The 17,587-nt window shown below is 74.5% G+C and carries 18 protein-coding genes; 7 read left to right on the forward strand and 11 right to left on the reverse strand.

What is annotated here, in order from left to right:
* Positions 1 to 203 precede the first annotated feature (203 nt).
* From ACRAKJ_RS27640 to ACRAKJ_RS27660, 5 genes are all read left to right on the forward strand, one after another.
* Positions 204 to 1,559: a hypothetical protein gene (locus ACRAKJ_RS27640; protein WP_438926487.1), complete on the forward strand. Its 1,356-nt coding sequence runs from the start codon at positions 204 to 206 to the stop codon at positions 1,557 to 1,559.
* A gap of 68 nt (positions 1,560 to 1,627) precedes the next feature.
* Positions 1,628 to 2,758, forward strand: coding sequence for a DNA glycosylase AlkZ-like family protein (locus ACRAKJ_RS27645; RefSeq protein WP_438926486.1), 1,131 nt, complete (start codon positions 1,628 to 1,630; stop codon positions 2,756 to 2,758).
* A gap of 85 nt (positions 2,759 to 2,843) precedes the next feature.
* Positions 2,844 to 3,767 carry a LysR family transcriptional regulator gene (locus ACRAKJ_RS27650; RefSeq protein WP_438926485.1) on the forward strand — a complete coding sequence of 308 codons (924 nt, stop codon included), beginning with the start codon at positions 2,844 to 2,846 and terminating at the stop codon, positions 3,765 to 3,767.
* 103 nt (positions 3,768 to 3,870) lie between these two features.
* Entirely contained in the window at positions 3,871 to 4,581 is a 711-nt protein-coding gene (locus tag ACRAKJ_RS27655; protein WP_438926484.1) for an SDR family oxidoreductase, read from the forward strand.
* A 1-nt stretch (position 4,582) separates the two neighbouring features.
* Complete coding sequence (locus ACRAKJ_RS27660; protein WP_438926483.1) at positions 4,583 to 4,927, forward strand: hypothetical protein; 345 nt, start codon at positions 4,583 to 4,585, stop codon at positions 4,925 to 4,927.
* 55 nt (positions 4,928 to 4,982) lie between these two features.
* On the opposite strand, the gene ACRAKJ_RS27665 is transcribed toward ACRAKJ_RS27660, so the two are convergent.
* The 3 genes from ACRAKJ_RS27665 to ACRAKJ_RS27675 are packed head-to-tail and all read right to left on the reverse strand — an operon-like array spanning position 4,983 to position 9,903.
* Positions 4,983 to 7,343 carry an ATP-binding cassette domain-containing protein gene (locus ACRAKJ_RS27665; protein ID WP_438926482.1) on the reverse strand — a complete coding sequence of 787 codons (2,361 nt, stop codon included), beginning with the start codon at positions 7,341 to 7,343 and terminating at the stop codon, positions 4,983 to 4,985.
* Positions 7,340 to 8,323: an ABC transporter permease subunit gene (locus ACRAKJ_RS27670; RefSeq protein ID WP_438926481.1), complete on the reverse strand. Its 984-nt coding sequence runs from the start codon at positions 8,321 to 8,323 to the stop codon at positions 7,340 to 7,342. Before ACRAKJ_RS27670 ends, ACRAKJ_RS27665 begins: the two co-directional genes overlap by 4 nt.
* Positions 8,320 to 9,903 (reverse strand): ABC transporter substrate-binding protein, encoded by a 1,584-nt coding sequence (locus tag ACRAKJ_RS27675; RefSeq protein ID WP_447008723.1) that lies wholly within the window; start codon positions 9,901 to 9,903, stop codon positions 8,320 to 8,322. The genes ACRAKJ_RS27670 and ACRAKJ_RS27675 overlap by 4 nt, the downstream gene beginning before the upstream one ends.
* A gap of 166 nt (positions 9,904 to 10,069) precedes the next feature.
* Between ACRAKJ_RS27675 and ACRAKJ_RS27680 the strand changes: the two genes are divergently transcribed.
* Positions 10,070 to 10,783 (forward strand): PIG-L family deacetylase, encoded by a 714-nt coding sequence (locus tag ACRAKJ_RS27680; RefSeq protein WP_438926479.1) that lies wholly within the window; start codon positions 10,070 to 10,072, stop codon positions 10,781 to 10,783.
* 82 nt (positions 10,784 to 10,865) lie between these two features.
* Positions 10,866 to 11,252, forward strand: a complete 387-nt coding sequence (locus ACRAKJ_RS27685) for a VOC family protein (protein WP_438926478.1) — start codon at positions 10,866 to 10,868, stop codon at positions 11,250 to 11,252.
* 382 nt (positions 11,253 to 11,634) lie between these two features.
* On the opposite strand, the gene ACRAKJ_RS27690 is transcribed toward ACRAKJ_RS27685, so the two are convergent.
* From ACRAKJ_RS27690 to ACRAKJ_RS27725, 8 genes are all read right to left on the reverse strand, one after another.
* The gene (locus ACRAKJ_RS27690; RefSeq protein WP_438926924.1) at positions 11,635 to 11,868 is read right to left on the reverse strand and encodes a 4Fe-4S domain-containing protein; all 234 of its coding nucleotides are present in this window, start codon (positions 11,866 to 11,868) and stop codon (positions 11,635 to 11,637) included.
* Positions 11,868 to 13,088 (reverse strand): cytochrome P450, encoded by a 1,221-nt coding sequence (locus ACRAKJ_RS27695; RefSeq protein WP_438926925.1) that lies wholly within the window; start codon positions 13,086 to 13,088, stop codon positions 11,868 to 11,870. Before ACRAKJ_RS27695 ends, ACRAKJ_RS27690 begins: the two co-directional genes overlap by 1 nt.
* A 17-nt stretch (positions 13,089 to 13,105) precedes the next feature.
* On the reverse strand, positions 13,106 to 14,317 hold the full coding sequence (locus ACRAKJ_RS27700; protein ID WP_438926926.1) for a cytochrome P450: 1,212 nt from the start codon (positions 14,315 to 14,317) through the stop codon (positions 13,106 to 13,108).
* 61 nt (positions 14,318 to 14,378) lie between these two features.
* Entirely contained in the window at positions 14,379 to 14,780 is a 402-nt protein-coding gene (locus ACRAKJ_RS27705; protein WP_438926927.1) for a DUF3224 domain-containing protein, read from the reverse strand.
* A gap of 28 nt (positions 14,781 to 14,808) precedes the next feature.
* Positions 14,809 to 15,228: a nuclear transport factor 2 family protein gene (locus tag ACRAKJ_RS27710; protein WP_438926928.1), complete on the reverse strand. Its 420-nt coding sequence runs from the start codon at positions 15,226 to 15,228 to the stop codon at positions 14,809 to 14,811.
* Positions 15,229 to 15,274: 46 nt separating this feature from the next.
* Complete coding sequence (locus tag ACRAKJ_RS27715; RefSeq protein ID WP_438926929.1) at positions 15,275 to 16,063, reverse strand: thioesterase domain-containing protein; 789 nt, start codon at positions 16,061 to 16,063, stop codon at positions 15,275 to 15,277.
* Entirely contained in the window at positions 16,060 to 17,334 is a 1,275-nt protein-coding gene (locus ACRAKJ_RS27720) for a beta-ketoacyl synthase N-terminal-like domain-containing protein (protein WP_447008724.1), read from the reverse strand. The genes ACRAKJ_RS27715 and ACRAKJ_RS27720 overlap by 4 nt, the downstream gene beginning before the upstream one ends.
* On the reverse strand, positions 17,331 to 17,570 hold the full coding sequence (locus ACRAKJ_RS27725) for a phosphopantetheine-binding protein (protein WP_447008725.1): 240 nt from the start codon (positions 17,568 to 17,570) through the stop codon (positions 17,331 to 17,333). The genes ACRAKJ_RS27720 and ACRAKJ_RS27725 overlap by 4 nt, the downstream gene beginning before the upstream one ends.
* Positions 17,571 to 17,587 lie beyond the last annotated feature (17 nt).

Genomic DNA, 17,587 nt, shown 5'->3' on the forward strand with positions numbered 1-17,587 from the left:
CCCCACAGCACAGAGCGAGGGGAGGTGACCACACATGAAGAAGCTCGTCGTCCGCCGCCTGGAGACCGTCAAGACCAGCGCCGCGACCTCCTGCTCGGTCGTCGTCGCCTGACGACACCCGGCAGCAACGGAATGACCAGCCGGTGGGTCGGCGCGCGTGCGCCGGCCCACCGGTTTCCCACGGGAGAGAAAGGACCGCACCGATGCCCGGCTATCCCCCCGACTCGGTGATCACCGTGCTGCCGTACTCGCATCGGCGCGAGGCCGACTCCGCGGTCATCGGCGACGTCGACCGACAGGTCTTCCTGAGCATCCCCCTGGAGGGGCTCGACGTGCTGGAGTGGTTCGCCGAGGGCTGCACGCCCGCGGAGGCGAGCCGCCGCTACGAGGCCAAGCACGGCGAGACCGCCGACCTCGACGACTTCATCGACGCGATGGTCGCCGAGGGCTTCGTCACGGTGGACGGCGAGGCGGGCGGCACGGTCACCGCCACCGCCGCGGCCGGCACCGCCACCGCGGCCTCGGGCGCCGCCGCACCGGCCGGCGACCCGGCACCGGGCCTGCGCTGGAAGAGCCACATGGAGTGGATCAGCCAGAAGACGGCGCGGCGGATCTTCTCGACGCCCGTCCTCGTGCTCTCCGGCCTGGTCATCGCCACCGGCGTGCTCATCGCGATCCTGAACCCGGGCATCATCCCCGGCGCCACGGTCCTGCTGTTCCCCGAGCACTTCGCGCTGCTCACCTGGTCGACCATGGCGATCATGGTGCTGGGCATCTACATCCACGAGGTCGCGCACCTCGTGGCGGCCCGCGCCGCCGGCGTGCCCGCGCGCATCGGCATCGGCAGCCGGCTCTACATCCTGGTCGCCGAGACCGACATGAGCGGCATCTGGCTGGCGTCCAAGAAGGAGCGCTACGTCGCGTTCCTGTCCGGCCCCATCGTGGACGGCGTGTTCGGCTCGATCGCGATCATCCTGCTCAAGCTGATGGAGACCGGCGCGCTGTCGGTTCCGCAGGAGATCCAGTGGCTCACCGCCGCGGCGCTGTGGACCTACTTCGGCCGCCTGCTGTGGCAGTGCTTCTTCTTCATGCACACCGACTTCTACTACGTGATCACCACCGCGATCGGGACCCGCAACCTGATCAAGGACACCGAGAAGTGGATGCTCAACGGCCTGCGCAGGCTGTGGCGCTCCCCCAAGCGCGAGGACCTGTCCGACCTGAGCCCGCGCGAGATGAAGTCGGTGCGCTGGTACTCGGCGGTGTACCTGCTGGGCCGCGGCGTCACGATCGCCTCGCTGTTCGCGATCACCCTGCCGGTGCTGATCGGCTACCTGTCGCAGGCGTTCCTGTTCGCGACCGGCCAGGACAGCCGGATCAACTCGTTCGACTTCGCCACGATCGTGCTGGTGGCGGTGCTGCTCGACGGCGGCGGCCTGTACGTGTCCACCCGCAACCTGCTCCGCAGGCGGCGGGCGCGGCGCGCGGAGCTGGCGCTGCGCGACGAGCGGTTGAGCTCGGCGAAGGCCACGGCGCAGGCGGGCGCGGTCGGCTCCTGACCGCCCCCGGCACGGCGGGACGGGTTACCGTACCCGGGACACGACCCGCACTGTGGAGGCAAGGACACGTGACCGCGGCCGGCATCACGACCCGAGAGCTCAACCGCGCCCTGCTGGCTCGCCAAGGACTCCTGGAACCGATCGACGACTCGGTCCCGGGAGTCCTCGCGCGCGTGGGGGCGGTGCAGGCGCAGAGCTGGCCGGCGGTCCCGGTCGCGCTGTGGACCCGGACCGCCGACCTGGCCCCGGACGCGGTCACCGCGGCGGCGGAGCGCGGCGAGCTGCTGCTGTCGACCCTGCTGCGCGGCACGCTGCACGTGGTGGCCGCCGAGCAGTACCCGGCGTACGCGGCGGTCACCGCCCTCACCGGCGCGGCCGACTGGCGGCGCAAGACCAAGGGGCCGGCGCCGCTGATGGACCGGCTGCTGGCCGAGCTGCGCGAGCACACCGCCGAGCGGGCCCGCACCGTCGACGAGGTGTGCGCGTTCATCGAGGCGTTCCTGGAACGCCACCCGGACGCCACCACCGACGAGGAGATCGCGTTCCAGCGGCAGTACAAGTGGCGTCCCTTCCGGGGTGTGCCCGCGTTCGTCCGCGCGCCGGCCGACGGCACGTGGGGCGCGAAGGCCCCCGAGGCGCTGCGCGCCGCTCCCCCGGCCGACGAGGACGCCGACGCCGCCCTGGGGGCGGTCATCCGGGCGCACCTGCGCGCGTTCGGCCCCGCCGCCGCGGACGACGTCGCCACCTGGATCGGCCACCGCACCCCCGCGGTGCGCGACGCCCTGGCCGCGATGGACGACCTGGTCACGTTCTCCGAGGACGGCCGCCGCGTGCTGCACGACCTGCCGGACGCGCCCAGGCCGGACGCGGGCACCCCCGCGCCGGTGAAGCTGCTGCCCGCGTTCGACAGCACCCTGCTGGCGTACCAGGGCGCGCACCGCGAGCGCATCCTGCCCACCGCGCACAAGGACGTCGTCTACGCCAAGTCCAACCTCCAGATCAAACCGACCTTCCTGGTCGACGGCCTGGTGGCGGGCACGTGGGCGATCGAGGTCAAGCGGCGGGTCGCCACCGTGTCGCTGCGCCCGCTGGAGGCGCTGTCCGCGAAGGACCGCAAGGCGCTGGAGGCGGAGGCCGAGCGGCTGGCCCGGTTCGCCCAGCCCGACGCCAAGGGCCACGCGGTCGTCGTGGAGGGCTGACCCGCCCGGCGCGAACCCCCGGCGCGGGAGGGCCGGCCCGTCGCGGGCCCCGGCGCGGGAGGGCCCGCCTCCTAGGATGGGCGTCGTGGAACTGCGCCGACTCCGGTACTTCGTCGCCGTCGCCGAGGAGCTGCACTTCGGCCGGGCGGCGGCCCGGTTGCTGATCGCGGGGCCGTCGCTGTCGCAGCAGATCAAGGCGCTCGAACGCGACCTGGGCGTGCCGCTGTTCGCCCGCGACCACCGGGCGGTCGCCCTCACCGCGGCCGGCGCCGCGCTGCTCCCGGACGTGCGCGCGCTGCTCGACTCGGCCGACGCGCTGCGTCGCCGGGCGCAGCGGCTGGCCGGGGCCGACCCGGTACGCGTCGGCTACGTCAACTGGCTGCCCCCGGACCTGTCCTCTCGCACGTCCGGGGTCGCGCAGCTGTACGTGGACACGTGGGTCGTGCCGTCGCACGCGCAGGCGGCGCGCGTCGCCGACGGCAGCCTCGACCTGGCCGTGTGCTGGGTGCGGACCGCCGACCTCGCCCGCCGGGGGCTGACGGCCCGGCTGCTCGGCGCGGACCGGCTCTACGCCGTGTCGAGCGGCGCGGACAGCGGCCCGGTGCGAGCGGCGGACACCGCGGTGCTGGTGGACGACGACGTCACGTCGTGGTCGTCGTGGAACGCCTTCGCCGAGGAGTTCGCGCGCGACACCGGCGCCCGCGTGGTGCGCATCCACAACGGCGCCGTCACCGGGCCCGCGTTCTTCGACCACGTGCGGGCGTGCGCCACGCCGGTGCTCAACTCGCCCAAGGGCCAGACCGCGCCGCTGCCACCGGACCTCGTCCAGCGGCCGGTGGTCGACCCGGAGGTGGTGTGGACGTGGTCGCTCGTCCGCCGCGACGACGAGGTCCGCGCCACCGTGCTGGCCGCCGCCGACGCCCTCACCCGTGACGTGGGCGACCTCGGCCTGCGCCGGGAGGGCGTGTGGCTGCCCGCGGACGATCCCCACCGGGCACCGGGAGGCTGAGCCTCCCGCGGAGGAGGAAACAGGTCGTGGCACGCGGACCCGCCCGCGCGCACGATCGAGGAGCGGGTTCCACCACTCCTCACCGGAAAGCGGGTACTCCGACATGGACACCCAGAAGGTCGCCGTCATCACGGGCGCGTCCCAGGGCATCGGCGCGGCCCTGGTCCCGGCCTACCGCAAGCTCGGCTACTCCGTCGTGGCGGTGTCCCGCACGATCGACGCCCCCGACGACCCGGAGGTGCTGGCCGTGCGCGCCGACCTGTCGCGGCCCGGGAACGGCGCCCGCGTCGTCGAGGAGGCGCTCGCGCGGTTCGGCCGGGTCGACACGCTGGTGAACAACGCGGGCGTGTTCGTCGCCAAGCCGTTCACCGACTACACCGACGAGGACTTCGCCACCGTCGTGGGCACCAACCTGCGGAGTTTCTTCGACATCTCCCGCAGCGCCGTGGCGGCGATGCTCGCCCGGGGCGGCGGCGGCCACGTGGTCAACGTGTCCACCAGCCTGGTCGACCACGCGCTGTCCGCGTTCCCCTCGGCGCTCGCGTCGCTGACCAAGGGCGGCCTGAACGCCGTGACCAGGTCGCTGGCGATCGAGTACGCGTCCCGGGGCGTGCGGGTCAACGCCCTCGCGCTCGGCGTCATCCGCACGCCGATGCACGCGCCGGAGGCGCACGACGCCCTCGCCGCGCTGCACCCGGTCGGCCGCCTGGGCGAGGTCGACGAGGTCGTCGAGGCGATCACCTTCCTGGAGCAGGCCGGGTTCGTCACGGGCGAGGTCCTGCACGTCGACGGCGGCCAGAGCGCGGGGCACTGACGTGGGCGAACAGGTGCTGCGGGACGTCATGGACCGGTGGAAGGACGCCGTGGACGCGCACGACCCCGAGCGCGTGGCCGCGACCTTCACCACCGACGCGATCTTCCGGGGCCTGCGCCCCCACGGCGTGGGCCGCGCGGCGGTGGCCGAGTACTACGGCTCCCAGCCGCTCGGGCTGAAGGCGGACTACGAGGTCCTCGAAACCCGCCAACTGGCCGACGACCTGGTGCTCGGCTACCTGGACGTGGCGTTCTCCTTCGTCGACCGGCCGACGCTGCGGGTGCAGCTGGGCGTGCTCGTGGAGGGCGACCTGATCAGCTACTACCAGGTGTCCGCGCCGGTCTGAGCCGCCGCGCCCGGGGTGGTCCGGGCTCGGGGTGGTCCGGGCTCGGCGCGACGGTTCAGGCCATGGCGGGGCGGGGTCGCGGTACGGGCCTGCCGTCCACCATCTCGTGCACCTCGCCGCCGACCCGGCGCACCACCGCCGGGTCGTGGGTGACCACGAGCAGGGTGAGCCCGCGCTCCTCGCGCAGCTCGGAGAGCAGGTCGACCACGCTCGCGGCGACCGCGCGGTCCAGGGCGCTGGTGACCTCGTCGCACAGCAGCACGTCCGGGTCGGCGGCCAGGGCGCGGGCGATGGCGACCCGCTGGCGCTCGCCACCGGACAGCGCGGCGGGCAGGGAGTCGGCGTGCCGCTCGGTGAGGCCGACCCGGCGCAACAGCCCGACCACCTCGTCGGTGACCTCCTCGTCGTCGCCGCACAGGTCGAACTGCTCCAGCGGCCGGGCGACGATGCGGCGCACGGTGTGCCGCGGGTTGAGCGAGTCGTAGGGGTTCTGCGGGACCAGCTGGACGCGGCGGAGCTGCTCGGCGTCGCGGCCGGCCACCAGCGGGGCCAGCGGCACGCCGTCGAGCAGGACACTCCCCTCGGCGGGCGCCATCAGGCCCGCGACGACGCGCAGCAGGGTGGTCTTGCCGCACCCGGAGGGCCCGACCAGGCACACGCCGCCGCCGGCGGGCGCCCGCAGCGACGCCCGGTCCAGCACGACCCCCACGCCGCGCCGGCGGACGGTGACGCCGGAGACGACGAGCAGGTCCGGGGCGTCCTCGGGGGGCTCCCGGCGCACCGGGGTGTCGGCGGCGACCACGAGCTGCCTGGTGCCGGGGTGCGTCGGCGCGGTCAGCACGCGCTCCGCCGGCCCCACCTCGACGACCCGGCCGCCGTCGACCACGGCGAGCCGGTCGGCGGCGGTGGCCAGCGCGGGCAGGTCGTGGGACACGAGCACGGCGGCGGCGCCGGAGACCCGGCACAGCTCCACGAACTCGGCGAGCAGGCGGTCGGCGTTGTCCGCGTCCAGGGCGCTGGTCGGCTCGTCCAGGACGACGACCGCGGGCCGGTGGGTCAGCGCGATGGCCAGCGCGAGGCGCTGGAGCTGGCCGCCGGACATCTGGTGCGGCCGGCGGTCGAGGAACTCGTCGTCGTCCGGCAGGTTCGCCCGGCGCAGGGCCGCCCTGGACAGCGCGTCGACCTCGGCGCGGGCGACGCCCCTGGCCCGCAGCACCTCGGCCAGCTGGGCGCGCACCCGCAGGTGGGACGGCAGCGCGGTGCGCGGGTCCTGGGCGACGTAGGCGGCGTGCCGGGCGCGCAGCAGGCGCAGGGCACGGCCGGACCGCGCGCCCAGGTCGTGCCCGGCGACGCGGGTGACGCCCCCGACGTGGACGAGCCCGGGGCGCAGGTGGCCGAGCAGGGCCAGGGCGATGGTGGTCTTGCCGCTGCCGGACGCGCCGACCAGGCCCAGCACCTCGCCCGGCCGCACGGCCAGGTCCACGCCGTCCACGACGGTGCGGTCGGTGCCCGCCACGGCGATGCGCAGCCCCACCACCTCGGCGGCGACCGCGGGCCGGGGGTCGTCGGCGACGGCGCGGACCACCCGCGCGCGGCGGGGGGCGCGGCGCGGCGAGCGGTCGACGGCCAGGCGGTCGGCCAGGGCGCTGGACAGGCTCAGCAGCACGACCAGCGCGGCCACCGGGGCCAGCACGGCGAGCGGCTGCAACGCCAGGCCGCCGCGGTTCTCGAAGATCATCAACGCCCAGTCGGCGGTGGGCGGCTGCACGCCGAGCCCGAGGAAGCTCGCGGTGGCCACCGCGTACACCGCGGCGACGAACCGCACACCGAGGTCGGCGGCCAGCACGGGACCCAGGTTGGGCAGCACCTCGCGCACGAGCACCGACCGGCCGGGCTCGCCGCGCGCCGCGGCCACCTCGACGTAGTCGCGGGACAGCGCGCCGGCGGTCGCGGTGCGCACCACGCGCACGATGTCGGGCAGCAGGACGACGGTGATCGCCACCGCCGCGCCGCCCGTGCCCCGGCCGACGCCGGTGACGATGACGGTGAGCAGCACGATCGCGGGCAGGCCCATCAGCACGTCCGCGGTCCGCATGACGGTGTGGTCCACCCAGCCGCCCCGGTGCGCGGCGAGCATCCCGGCCGCCGTGGCGACCGAGTAGGTGACCACCAGCACGGCCAGCGCGACGAGCACCAGGGTCCGGCCGCCGTGCAGCAGCCTGCTCAGCACGTCGGCGCCCAGGTAGTCGGTGCCCAGCGGGTGCCCGGGCGCCGAGGGGGCGAACGGGAACGACACCGACTCGTCGGGCGCGTGCGGGGCCAGGAACGGGCCGAGCACCGCCACCAGCAGCACCAGGCCCAGGGGCACGACGAGGCCCCACGGCACCCTCGCACCCCGCCGCGCCTCGGACGTCACCGGGTCACCCCCCGTTTCGGGTCGAGCAGGACGGCGAGCACGTCGCCGACGAGGTTGAGCAGCACGGTCACCGCCGCCGCGGCCAGCGCGACGGCCTGCACCACCGGCACGTCGCGGCCGGCCGAGGCGGTGACCAGGGCCGAGGCGAGGCCGGGGTAGCCGAACATGGTCTCGGCGATCAGCGCGCCGCCGAGCAGGAACCCGGCGTAGCGGCAGAAGATCGGCAGGGCCGGCGGCAGCGCCGAGGGCAGCACGTAGCGCAGCACGACCCGGTGCTCGGGAACGCCGTTGAGCCGGGCGTTCTCCGCCGCGTCCCCGGTGGACACCTCGCGCACGCCCGCCCGCACCAGCCGCACGTTGTGGGCCAGGCAGACGGCGAGCAGCGTGACGACCGGCAGCACGAGGATCTCCGGCGAGTCCAGCGGCTGCTGCCCCGGCGGCACGAACGACACGGCGGGCAGCACGCCCAGCTGCACGGCGAACACGACCACCAGCACGGTGCCGATGACGAACTCCGGCACCGACACCAGGCCCAGCGTGGTGCCCGAGATGACGCGGTCGGCGGTGCGGCCGGCGCGCAGCGCGGACCACACGCCGAGGCCGATCGCCAGCGGCACCAGCAGCACGACCGCCAGCCCGCCGAGCAGTGCGGTGTTGCCCGCCCGTTCCGCGATCACGTCGGAGACCGGGCGGTGGCTGACGTAGGAGACGCCGAAGTCGCCGCCCGCCGCGCTCCACAGCCAGTCGAAGTAGCGCACCACCGCCGGGCGGTCGAGCCCCAGCTCGGTGCGCATCGCGACCACCGAGGCAGGGTCGGAGTCGGGGCCGAGCGCGGCGGTGGCGGCGTCGCCGGGTGCGAGCTCGGTCGCGAGGAACACGATCGCCGACACCGCCAGCAGCACCCCGAACCCGGCCACCAGCCGGAAGGCGACGAGCCGGGGCAACCCCCCGGCCCGCCGCACCGCCACCTCCGCGGTCATGCCAGGAAGGCGTCTCGGAAGCTGGGGAACCCGGGGTAGCCCAACGACTTCACGCCGTTGACCTTCGGGGTGCCGGCCGAGACGATCGGGGCGCGGGCCCACACCAGGTCGCCGCCCTCCTCGCTGAGCAGCTGCTGGAGGTCGCCCATCGAGGTGCGGCGCTGCTCCTCGCTGACCGCGGTGCGCACGGCGGCGGCGAGCTTGTCGACCTTCTCCCCCGCCAGGCCGGTGAACGGCAGCAGCGCGTCGGAGCCGTAGAAGAACAGCACGTCCAGCGGCAGCGGCCGGGGCTTGCGGTTGGCCGACTGGAACTGCGCGCCGACGAACACCTTGTAGTCGGCGAGGAAGTCCGCGGCGGGCACCTTGTCCAGCTCGATGGTGATGCCGGCGGCCTTGGCGTGCTCGGCGAACGCGACCGCGCCCTCGGTGAGGCCGTACTCGTAGTCGCTGGTGCGGATCTTCAGCTTCAGGTCCGACATGCCGGCGTCCTTGAGCAGCTTCTTGGCGCGCTCCGGGTCGTACTCGCGCTGCGGCAGTTCCTCCGCGTAGAACGGCAGGTGCTTGCCGAACAGGTCGTTGCCCAGCTCGCCGAAGCCGAGGGTGACGTTGTCGACCATCTTCTGCCGGTCGACCGCGTACCGCAGGGCCTGCGTGACGCGCGGGTCGGTGAACGGCTCCTTGTTGCGCTTCATGGACGCGCCGAAGTTCGCCCACTCCCACTTGGGCGGCACGAACAGCTTCACGTCGGCGTTGTCGCGCTCCACGCGGGCCGAGGTGAGCGGGATGCTCGCGGCGTAGTCGAGCTGCCCGGACTTGAGGGCGTTGAGCCGCGCCTCCGGGTCGGCGATGGACAGCAGCTCCAGCTCGTCGAGGTACGGGCCGCCCTCGGGCCGCCAGTAGTTCGGGTTGCGCTTGAGCAGGCTGCCCTTGCCCGGCTCCAGCCGGTCGACGGTGAACGGGCCGGAGCCGATCGCCTTGGTGAAGTCCGTGGTGTCCTTGGAGAACACGAACACGCCCTGGGTCAGGGCCAGGTCGAGGAAGCCGTGCGGGCGCAGCATGGGCAGCACCAGGGTGCGGTCGTCCTGGCGCTTGGCGTTGGCCAGGTCGATGTCCATGAGCAGCGGCGCGGTGTTGGACTTCTGGTCCACGTAGGTGCGCAGCGTGTGCAGCACGTCCTCGGACGTCATGGTGCGCCCGTCGTGGAACGTGATGCCCTCGCGCAGCCTGATCGTCCACTGGGTGCCGTCGGCGTTGGGCGCGATCTCCTCGGCCAGCACGAACGTCGGCTTGCCGTCGGCGTCGATGTCGACCAGCACGTCGTACACGACGCGCGTGCGGACGTAGTCGATCGGCGTGTTGGTGGACTTGAGGATGTTGGCGGTCTCGTTGCTGCCGCCGATGAACGCCGCGCGCATCCGGCCGCCGCGCTTCGGTTCGACCGAGGGCGCGGTGCTCTGCGCGAGCGGTCCGGCGCCGGACCCGCCGCACGCCGCGAGAGCGCCCGGCACCGTCGCGGCGAGCGACACACCCGCGAACCCCCGCAACAGGGCCCGCCGGTTAAAACCACGACCGTCCGACATGGACATCGCACCTCCTGGTCCAGGACAGGGTCGCGCTCGGCGACCGTCGGCGGCACGCTAACGGCCGGTGCGCGTGGGCGACTGCTCAGAAGTAGGCATCCGGTCCGACCTGTGATGCGCAGTTCGGCACAGACACGCGTCGCGGTCGCCTGCGATCGTGCGGGGCATGAGCGAGCGATTGAAGGACGTGCCGGAGGACTTCACCCGCGTGCTGTGCGTGGTGGCCCACCCGGACGACATCGAGTTCTCCGGCGCGGGCGCCGTGGCGGCGTGGACCGCCGCGGGCAAGGAGGTGGCCTACGTCCTGGTGACCCGGGGTGAGGCGGGCATCGACGGCCTGGACCCGGCCGAGTCGGCGGCGGTGCGCGAGCGGGAGCAGCGCACCAGCGCGGACCTGGTGGGGGTGAAGGAGGTGGTGTTCCTGGAGGGCCACCGCGACGGGGTGATCGAGGAGGGGGTGGCGCTGCGCCGCGACCTGGCCGCCGAGGTCCGCCGCTTCCGGCCCGAGCTGGTGGTGGGCTACAACCACCGCGACGAGACGTTCACGAACCGGTGGAACAGCGCCGACCACCGCGCCGTGGGCCGCGCGCTGCTCGACGCCGTGGCCGACGCGGGCAACCGCTGGATCTTCCCCGACGCGGGCGAGCCGTGGACGGGCGTGCGCCACGTGGCGGTGCTGGCCTCGCCGCGGCCCACGCACGCGGTGGACGTGAGCGGGTCGGTGGACCTGGCCGTGGCGTCGTTGGAGGCGCACCGGGCGTACCTGGACGCGTTGGGCGCGACCGACGTGCGGACCCCGCTGACGCGGCTGTTCGAGGCCAACGGTCAGCGCTACGACGGCCGTCCCGCGGTGACGCTGGAGTTCGTCGTCGGCGGCTGACCCGGCGGTTCGACCGGGTGTCCGGTCGGGGGTGTTCAATTCTGGGCATCACCGCGCCACCACCGGGTGCCACCCTCTGCCCATGCCTGCGATCCCTTACCTGAAGTACGAGAACGCCGCCGCCGCGCTGGACTGGCTCAGCACCACGTTCGGCTTCACCGAGGACAAGCGCTACGCGCACGAGGACGGCACCGTCTTCCACGCCGAGATGAGCACGCCGCTCGGCGACCCCGTCTACCTGGCGGGGCCGGGCGGCGAGTACCGCAACCCGCGCAACAGCGGCGCGGTCAACGCCATGGTCTCGGTCGACGTGGCGGACGCCGACGCGTTGCACGAGCGGGTGACCGGCGCGGGCGGCGAGGTCGCGTTCCCGCCCACCAACACCCCGCAGGGCATGCGGGTGTTCAAGGTGGTGGACGTGGAGGGCCACGAGTGGTTCTTCAACCAGCGGCTCGACGGGACCGCCTGAACAGGTGCGCGACGACGTGAGGGCCCCGACCGCGGTCGGGGCCCTCACACCTTTTCCGGTGCCGCGCCGGGCCGGCCGGCGGGGTGCGCGCGGTCGCCCGGCCCAGCGGAGCGCGGTCGCCCGGCCCGGCGGAGCGCGGCCGAACGGCAGTTCCCGGGCCTCCCTCGGGCGGGAACGTGTCGACGACCCGCGAGACCCAGCGGGGCAACGTGGGCCGGGCGGTCCCGCAGCTCCGGGCCACCCCGGACGAGTGCTGCGAAACGCAGGTCCGGAACGCGGGCGCGCACCCGCTGAGCTGCGGCCGGTTCCGCTGATCCCCGAGTGGTCCGAGCGGGCGCCGTCGTGGGACTCCACGACGGCGCCCGCTCGCGTTCGGGGCGCGCTAGTCGGCCGGCGGGTAGACCACGCCGCCGGAGGCGACGTCCACCAGGCCGATGGCCTCCACCGGGCAGGACTCGGCCGCGTCGAGCAGCGCGTCCTCCCCGTCGACCTCCTCGCTGACGACCTCGGCCGGGCTGCCCGCCTTCACCCGGAACCGGCCCGGCGCGAGCGCCTGGCAGATGCCCGAGCTGATGCACGCGCCCTGGTCGAGGGACACCTTCCAGGTACCGGTCATCACCACTCCACCGGCAGGCCCTGGAGGCTGTGGATGACGGCGTTCTTGCGCCACGGCAGCTCCGACTCGTCGACCGCGAGGCGCAGCGTCGGGAACCGGGTGAACAGCGAGCCCAGGCCGACCTGCATCTCGATGCGGGCGAGCTGCGCGCCGACGCAGTGGTGCGCGCCGTGGCCGAAGCTGGTGTGCGGGCCGGGGGCCCGGGTGATGTCGAAGCGGTCCGGGTCGGCCCACACCTCGCCGTCGCGGTTGGCGGAGTTGGTGACCGCGATGACGCCCTCGCCCGCCCGGATGAGCGTGCCGGCGACCTCCACGTCCTCGGTCGCGACCCGCATCAGGCCGCCCGCCGCGCCGCCGGGGATGAACCGCAGCAGCTCCTCCACGGCGGCCGGGACCCGGCTCGGGTCCTCGCGCAGCAGCGCGAGCTGGTCGGGGCTGCCGAGCAGGATCAGCACGGCGTTGGCCAGCCGGTTGGCGGTCGTCTCGTAGCCGGCCACGATCAGGCCGCCCGCGAAGGAGACCAGCTCGCGCTCGGTCAGCGCGTCGTTGTCCTGGTGGCCGATCAGCACGCCGAGCAGGTCGTCGCTGGGGTTCGCGCGGCGGGCCTGCACCATCGCCGCCAGGTAGCCGATGAGCGCGTTGCGGGCGGCGACCGCCTCGTCGAGCTTGTCGGCGGTGCTGTGGAACATGGCGTCCGACCAGTGCCGGAACCGGTCGCGGTCCTCGCGCGGCACGCCGAGCAGGTCGCAGATGGTGATGATCGGCAGCTGCGAGGTGTAGAGGCCCACCAGGTCGGCGGGCTTGCCGGCGGCCTCCACCTGCGCCAGCAGGTCGTCCACGGTGGCCTGCACCCGACTGCGCATGGTCTCCATGCGGCGGGCGGTGAAGGCGGGCGCGACCAGGCGGCGCAGCCGGGCGTGGTCCGCGCCCTCCTTGCTGACGATGGACTCGGGGTCGCCCTCCACGCCGGGCATCAGGCGCGGTGCGCCCGGCAGGGCGGCGGCGGCGCGGCTGAACCTGGGGTCGGCGAACACGGCGCGCACGTCGGCGAACCTGGTCACCAGCCACGCCGCGTCGCCGCTGGGCAGGCGCACCCGCATCACCGGCTGCTCGTCGCGCATCCGCCGGTACTCCGGCGACGGGTCGAGGGCGGAGGTGATCGGGAACGGGAACGGCGGGTCGGTCGGGGTCTCGGCGGTCGTCGCCTCGGCCTGGGTCATGGTGGTGCTCCTCGTTGCTACCAGGTGACGGGGAGGCTGTGCACCCCGTGGACGAACATGTCGGTGCGGAAGGGGACCTCGTCGAGGTCCACGGCGAGCCGGAGGCCCGGCGCGCGATCGGCCAGGGTCGTCCACAGCAGGCCGAGCTGGAGGCGGGCCAGCAGCTGCCCCAGGCACTGGTGCAGGCCGAACCCGAACGCGAGGTGGCCGCGGGGGTCGCGGGTGATGTCGAACCGGTCCGGGTCGGGGAACACCTCGGCGTCGCGGTTCGCCGAGGACAGGACCACCACGACGCCCTCGCCGGCGCGGATGGTCGTGCCGCCGACCACGACGTCCTCGGTCGCCACGCGGCGCAGGCCGTAGTCGATGACCGTCTGGTGGCGCGCCAGCTCCTCCACCGCGGGGACGACGAGGCCGGGTTCGGCGCGCAGGCGGGCGTACTGGTCGGGGTGGGTCAGCAGCAGCAGCGTGCCGACGCCGATCTGGTTCGCGATGGTCTCGAACCCGGCGATCATCAGCAGGGTGGCGACGCCCACGACCTCGTCGTGGGTCAGGCCGCTGCGGTCGCGGTCGCGCGACATCCGGCCCAGCAGGTCGTCGGTCCCGGCGGCGTGCTTGTCGGTCACCAGCCGGTCGAGGTACTCGCGCAGCTCGTCGCGCACGACCTGGCGGGCGGCGGGGGACGCCTCCTGGTCGCCGATGACGGCGGTGCGGTCCTGGAAGAACTCGCGGTCGTCGTAGGGCACGCCCAGCAGCTCGCAGATCACCAGCGTCGGCAGGGGCAGCGCCAGCGCCTGCACCAGGTCGGCGGGCTTCGGGCCGGCCAGCATCGCCGACACCAGGTCGTCGACGATGGTCGTGATGGCCGGGCGCATCTCCTCGACCCGTCGGGGCCGGAACTCCTCCAGCACCGCGCGCCGCAGCCGGGTGTGGTCGGGGGCGTCCATGCGGATGAACGTGCCGGGTCCCGGCGGGCGCACGGTCATCCGGGCGGGGAATCCGGGGCGGGAGAAGTCGGAGCTGAAGCGGGGGTCGGCCAGCACCGCGCAGGCGTCGGCGTGCCGCGTCACCAACCAGACGTCGCTGCCGTCGAAGTCCAGGCGCGAGCGGCTGATCGGGGCGTCGGCGCGCAGCGCGGCGTACTCCTCCGCCGGGTGGGTCGGCCGACCGCGCGGGATGGGGTAGCGCTCGGCCACCAGCGGCGCGCCGGGTGCGGGAGCCGGGTCCATGGGTGCCTCTCCTCCACGGGGACGGGCGGGCGTGGCGCGCGACCACGCCCGCCGCGCCCGGTCACTCGAAGTCGTAGTCGAACCGGTAGGCGGCGTTGCCGCTGTCGGAGTGCTTGGCCACGAACCCGCCCTTGCCGGTCAGGCCGGCCAGCTCACCGGTGCCGGAGCCGGGCACGACCGTGAACTCGACGGTCGCCTGCTCGCCGTCCAGCTCGCCGGTGTGGTGGAGCACGAACGTGCCCTTGCGGTCGCCGATGCGACCGACCACGTGCTCCAGGCCGACGAACGTCGTGGACTCCTCGCTGCGGTAGGCCATGACGTACTCCTTGAGCCCGCTGCCCTCGACGTCGCCCTCGAAGACGTAGCGGATGGTGGAGCGGGTCAGCTTGATCCCGTCCTCCTCGGAGAACGTGGTCTCGTCCCAGCTGCGCAGCAACAGGTCACCGGTCGCGGTGAAGCCCATGATTGGTTCCTCCTACTCGAAGTGCCGGTCAGGGAGCGGAGCCCGCCGCCTCGGTGGTCTCGGCGGACTCGGTGGCCTCGGCGGACTCGGCGAACCAGTTCCGCATCCCGCCCTCGATCCCGGCGACCTGGCGCCAGATCAGGCCGTCGCGCAGCACGTAGGCGCCGAAGCCGAGCTCGTGCTCGCCGCGCACGCTCATGTGGGCGCGCACGAAGATGGTGTCCTCGGTGTGGGTGTACTCCAGCAGTTCCTCGTACCTCGCGGCGATGTCCATGTACCGGCCGAAGGTCTCGCGGATCTCGTCGATGCCGTTGAGCACGCCCTGGAAGCGGACCACGACCGCCTCCGGGTGGTAGGTCTCGAGGAGACCGGCGATGTCCGCGTTCTGCAGGCACTCGATCTGCTTCGCGAACAGCGGGTGGACTCGGGACAGGTCCAGGTCGGCCACGGTGGGTCCTCCTCGCGCGGTGGGCGCCCCCCGACTGCGGGGGCGGTCAGGAGGGTGGCACGGACCTCGGTGCCCCGTCTGCGCACTGTTGAGCGGTTCGGCCCAGCAGGTCCTCGCGCACGGCGCGCATCAGCGCGGGCGGGGCCCCGCGCAGGTAGAAGTGGTCCCCGGCGAAGGTCCGGAGGCTGAACGCGCCGCGCGTGACGTCGCGCCACGCCGCCAGTTCGTCCACCTGGGCCTCGGGGTCGGCGTCACCGGTCATGGCGGACACCGGGCAGGTCAGCGTTGGTCCGGGCAGCGGGACGTAGGTCTCGTTCAGCTCGAAGTCGGCGCGCAGGGCGGGCAGGAACAGCCGGGCCAGGCCGGGTTCCGCGAGCAGTTCGGGCGCGGTGCCGCCGAGTCCCGCCAGGGCGGTGAGGAACGCGGCCTCGGGCAGGCCGTGGCGCGGCTCGTGGCGCGCGGGCAGGTGCGGCGCGCGGCGGCCGGAGGCGAACAGCCGGAGCGGGGGGCGCGCGCCCCGCGCCACCAGGGCGCGGGCCACCTCGTAGGCCACGACCGCGCCGGTGCTGTGCCCGAACAGCGCGTACGGCCGGTCCAGGGCCGGGGCGAGGGCGTCCACCAGCTCCGGCACCAGCGTGCCCATCCGGCGGTGCGCGGGCTCGCGCAGCCGGGACTCGCGGCCGGGCAGCAGCACCGGCCACACCCCGATGTCGGGTCCCAGCGGCTCCCGCCACGGCCGGAACCCGGCCGTGCCGCCGCCCGCGTGGGCAAAGCACAGCAGCACCACGCCGGCGTCCCGCCCCCCGGCGTCGCGGGGCACCCACGGGGCCGTCACCGGACCACCTCGGCGTCGGTGATCACCAGGGACGTGGTGATGCCGCCGAAGCCGAACCCGTTCGACACCGCGACCCGGGCCCGCACGTCCTCGGCCCGCTCCCCTGCGTACCGCAGCCCCGGTTCGACGGGGTCGCGCAGGTTGGGGTTGGGGTGCAGGAACCCGCCGCGCAGCTGCGCGACCACGGCCACCGCCTCCAGCACCCCGGCGGCGTGCAGGCAGTGGCCCGTCAACGCCTTGGTGGCGTTGACCAGGGGGCGGTCGCCGAACACCCGCAGCAGGGCGGCGGCCTCGGTGCGGTCGCCCAGCGGCGTGCCGGTGGCGTGGGCGTTGACGTGGTCCACGGCCGCCGGGTCGAGCCCGGCGGCCTTCAGCGCGGCCGTCACGACCTCGACCTGGGCGTCCTCGCTGGGGTGGGCCAGGCTCGTGCCGGCCATGCGCACCGCGTGCCCGGGCAGGGCGGCCAGCGCGGGCACGCCCCGGTCCGCGGCGGACCCGCGCCGTTCCAGGACCACCGCCGCGCACGCCTGGCCGGGCACGAAACCGCTGTGCGCGCGGTCGAACGGCCGGCACAGCGCCGCCGGGTCCGCGTCGTCGGCCAGCGGCGCGACCGCGCCGAGGTTGGCCAGGGCGTGGCGCTCCAGCCGCGACGGGTCGGCCAGCGGGCCGACGACCAGCACGGCGTCGGCCGCGTCGCAGGCCAGCAGGCGGGCCGCGGCGACCAGGGCGACGTTGCCGCTGGCGGACGCCCCGCCCGCGGTCATCCCCTCGCCGCGCGGCCCGAACACCTCGGTGAGCACGCCCAGCAGGTCGGTGTCCATCAGGTGCAGGGCGGCCCGGCCGGGGACGAAGGCCGGGGCGGCGGCGAGCTTGCGCGCGACGTCGTCGGCGTAGCCGCCGGTGAGGTTGTGCCCGGCGACCACGACGGCGACCCGGTCGGCGGGCAGCGGGGCGCGGTCCAGGGCGGCCTCCCGCCACGCCTGGGCGACCGCGGCGACCGCCGCCCGCACCCCCGGCGGGGCGCGGTGGGCGGCCCGCCGCGCCCGGTCCCGCACGCCGTCGTCGGCGTGGGCCGCGACCAGCGCGGCGTCCAGGTCGACCGGCGGCAGGGGCGCGCCCGCGCGGGGGCCGTCGAGGTCGTCGACGACCCGGACGACGCCGCGCGCGCCGGCGCGCAGCCGGTCGGCGAAGGTCGGCACGTCGTCGGCGACGGCGCAGCGCACCCCCGTCCCGGTGATCACCGGGACGGGGGTGCCGGGCGAGGACGTCACACCCGCTCCGCCAGCAGGTCGACCAGGGAGCGGATGTCGGCCACGTGCTGGAAGTCCATCACCGGCACGACCACGTTCAGGCGCTCCATGGTCATGGTGACGACCTCGGCCCGGTCGATGCTGTTCGCGCCCAGGTCGGACATCGCCGCGTCGATGGTGACGCTCTCGCGCGGGATGCCCGGCACCACGGTGAGCAGGTTGTCCCGCACCACCGCGAAGATCTCGTCGTGGGTCATGGTGTCCCTCCGGGGGT

The organism is Saccharothrix sp. DSM 118769, assembly GCF_052936295.1.

What these genes read in the sequence shown, in the direction of transcription:
- ACRAKJ_RS27640 (WP_438926487.1), top strand. Translation starts at nt 204, where the DNA reads ATGCCCGGCTATCCCCCCGACTCGGTGATCACCGTGCTGCCGTACTCG.
- ACRAKJ_RS27655 (WP_438926484.1), top strand. Translation starts at nt 3,871, where the DNA reads ATGGACACCCAGAAGGTCGCCGTCATCACGGGCGCGTCCCAGGGCATC.
- ACRAKJ_RS27670 (WP_438926481.1), bottom strand. Translation starts at nt 8,323, where the DNA reads ATGACCGCGGAGGTGGCGGTGCGGCGGGCCGGGGGGTTGCCCCGGCTC.
- ACRAKJ_RS27675 (WP_447008723.1), bottom strand. Translation starts at nt 9,903, where the DNA reads ATGTCGGACGGTCGTGGTTTTAACCGGCGGGCCCTGTTGCGGGGGTTC.
- ACRAKJ_RS27680 (WP_438926479.1), top strand. Translation starts at nt 10,070, where the DNA reads ATGAGCGAGCGATTGAAGGACGTGCCGGAGGACTTCACCCGCGTGCTG.
- ACRAKJ_RS27685 (WP_438926478.1), top strand. Translation starts at nt 10,866, where the DNA reads ATGCCTGCGATCCCTTACCTGAAGTACGAGAACGCCGCCGCCGCGCTG.
- ACRAKJ_RS27690 (WP_438926924.1), bottom strand. Translation starts at nt 11,868, where the DNA reads ATGACCGGTACCTGGAAGGTGTCCCTCGACCAGGGCGCGTGCATCAGC.
- ACRAKJ_RS27695 (WP_438926925.1), bottom strand. Translation starts at nt 13,088, where the DNA reads ATGACCCAGGCCGAGGCGACGACCGCCGAGACCCCGACCGACCCGCCG.
- ACRAKJ_RS27700 (WP_438926926.1), bottom strand. Translation starts at nt 14,317, where the DNA reads ATGGACCCGGCTCCCGCACCCGGCGCGCCGCTGGTGGCCGAGCGCTAC.
- ACRAKJ_RS27705 (WP_438926927.1), bottom strand. Translation starts at nt 14,780, where the DNA reads ATGGGCTTCACCGCGACCGGTGACCTGTTGCTGCGCAGCTGGGACGAG.
- ACRAKJ_RS27725 (WP_447008725.1), bottom strand. Translation starts at nt 17,570, where the DNA reads ATGACCCACGACGAGATCTTCGCGGTGGTGCGGGACAACCTGCTCACC.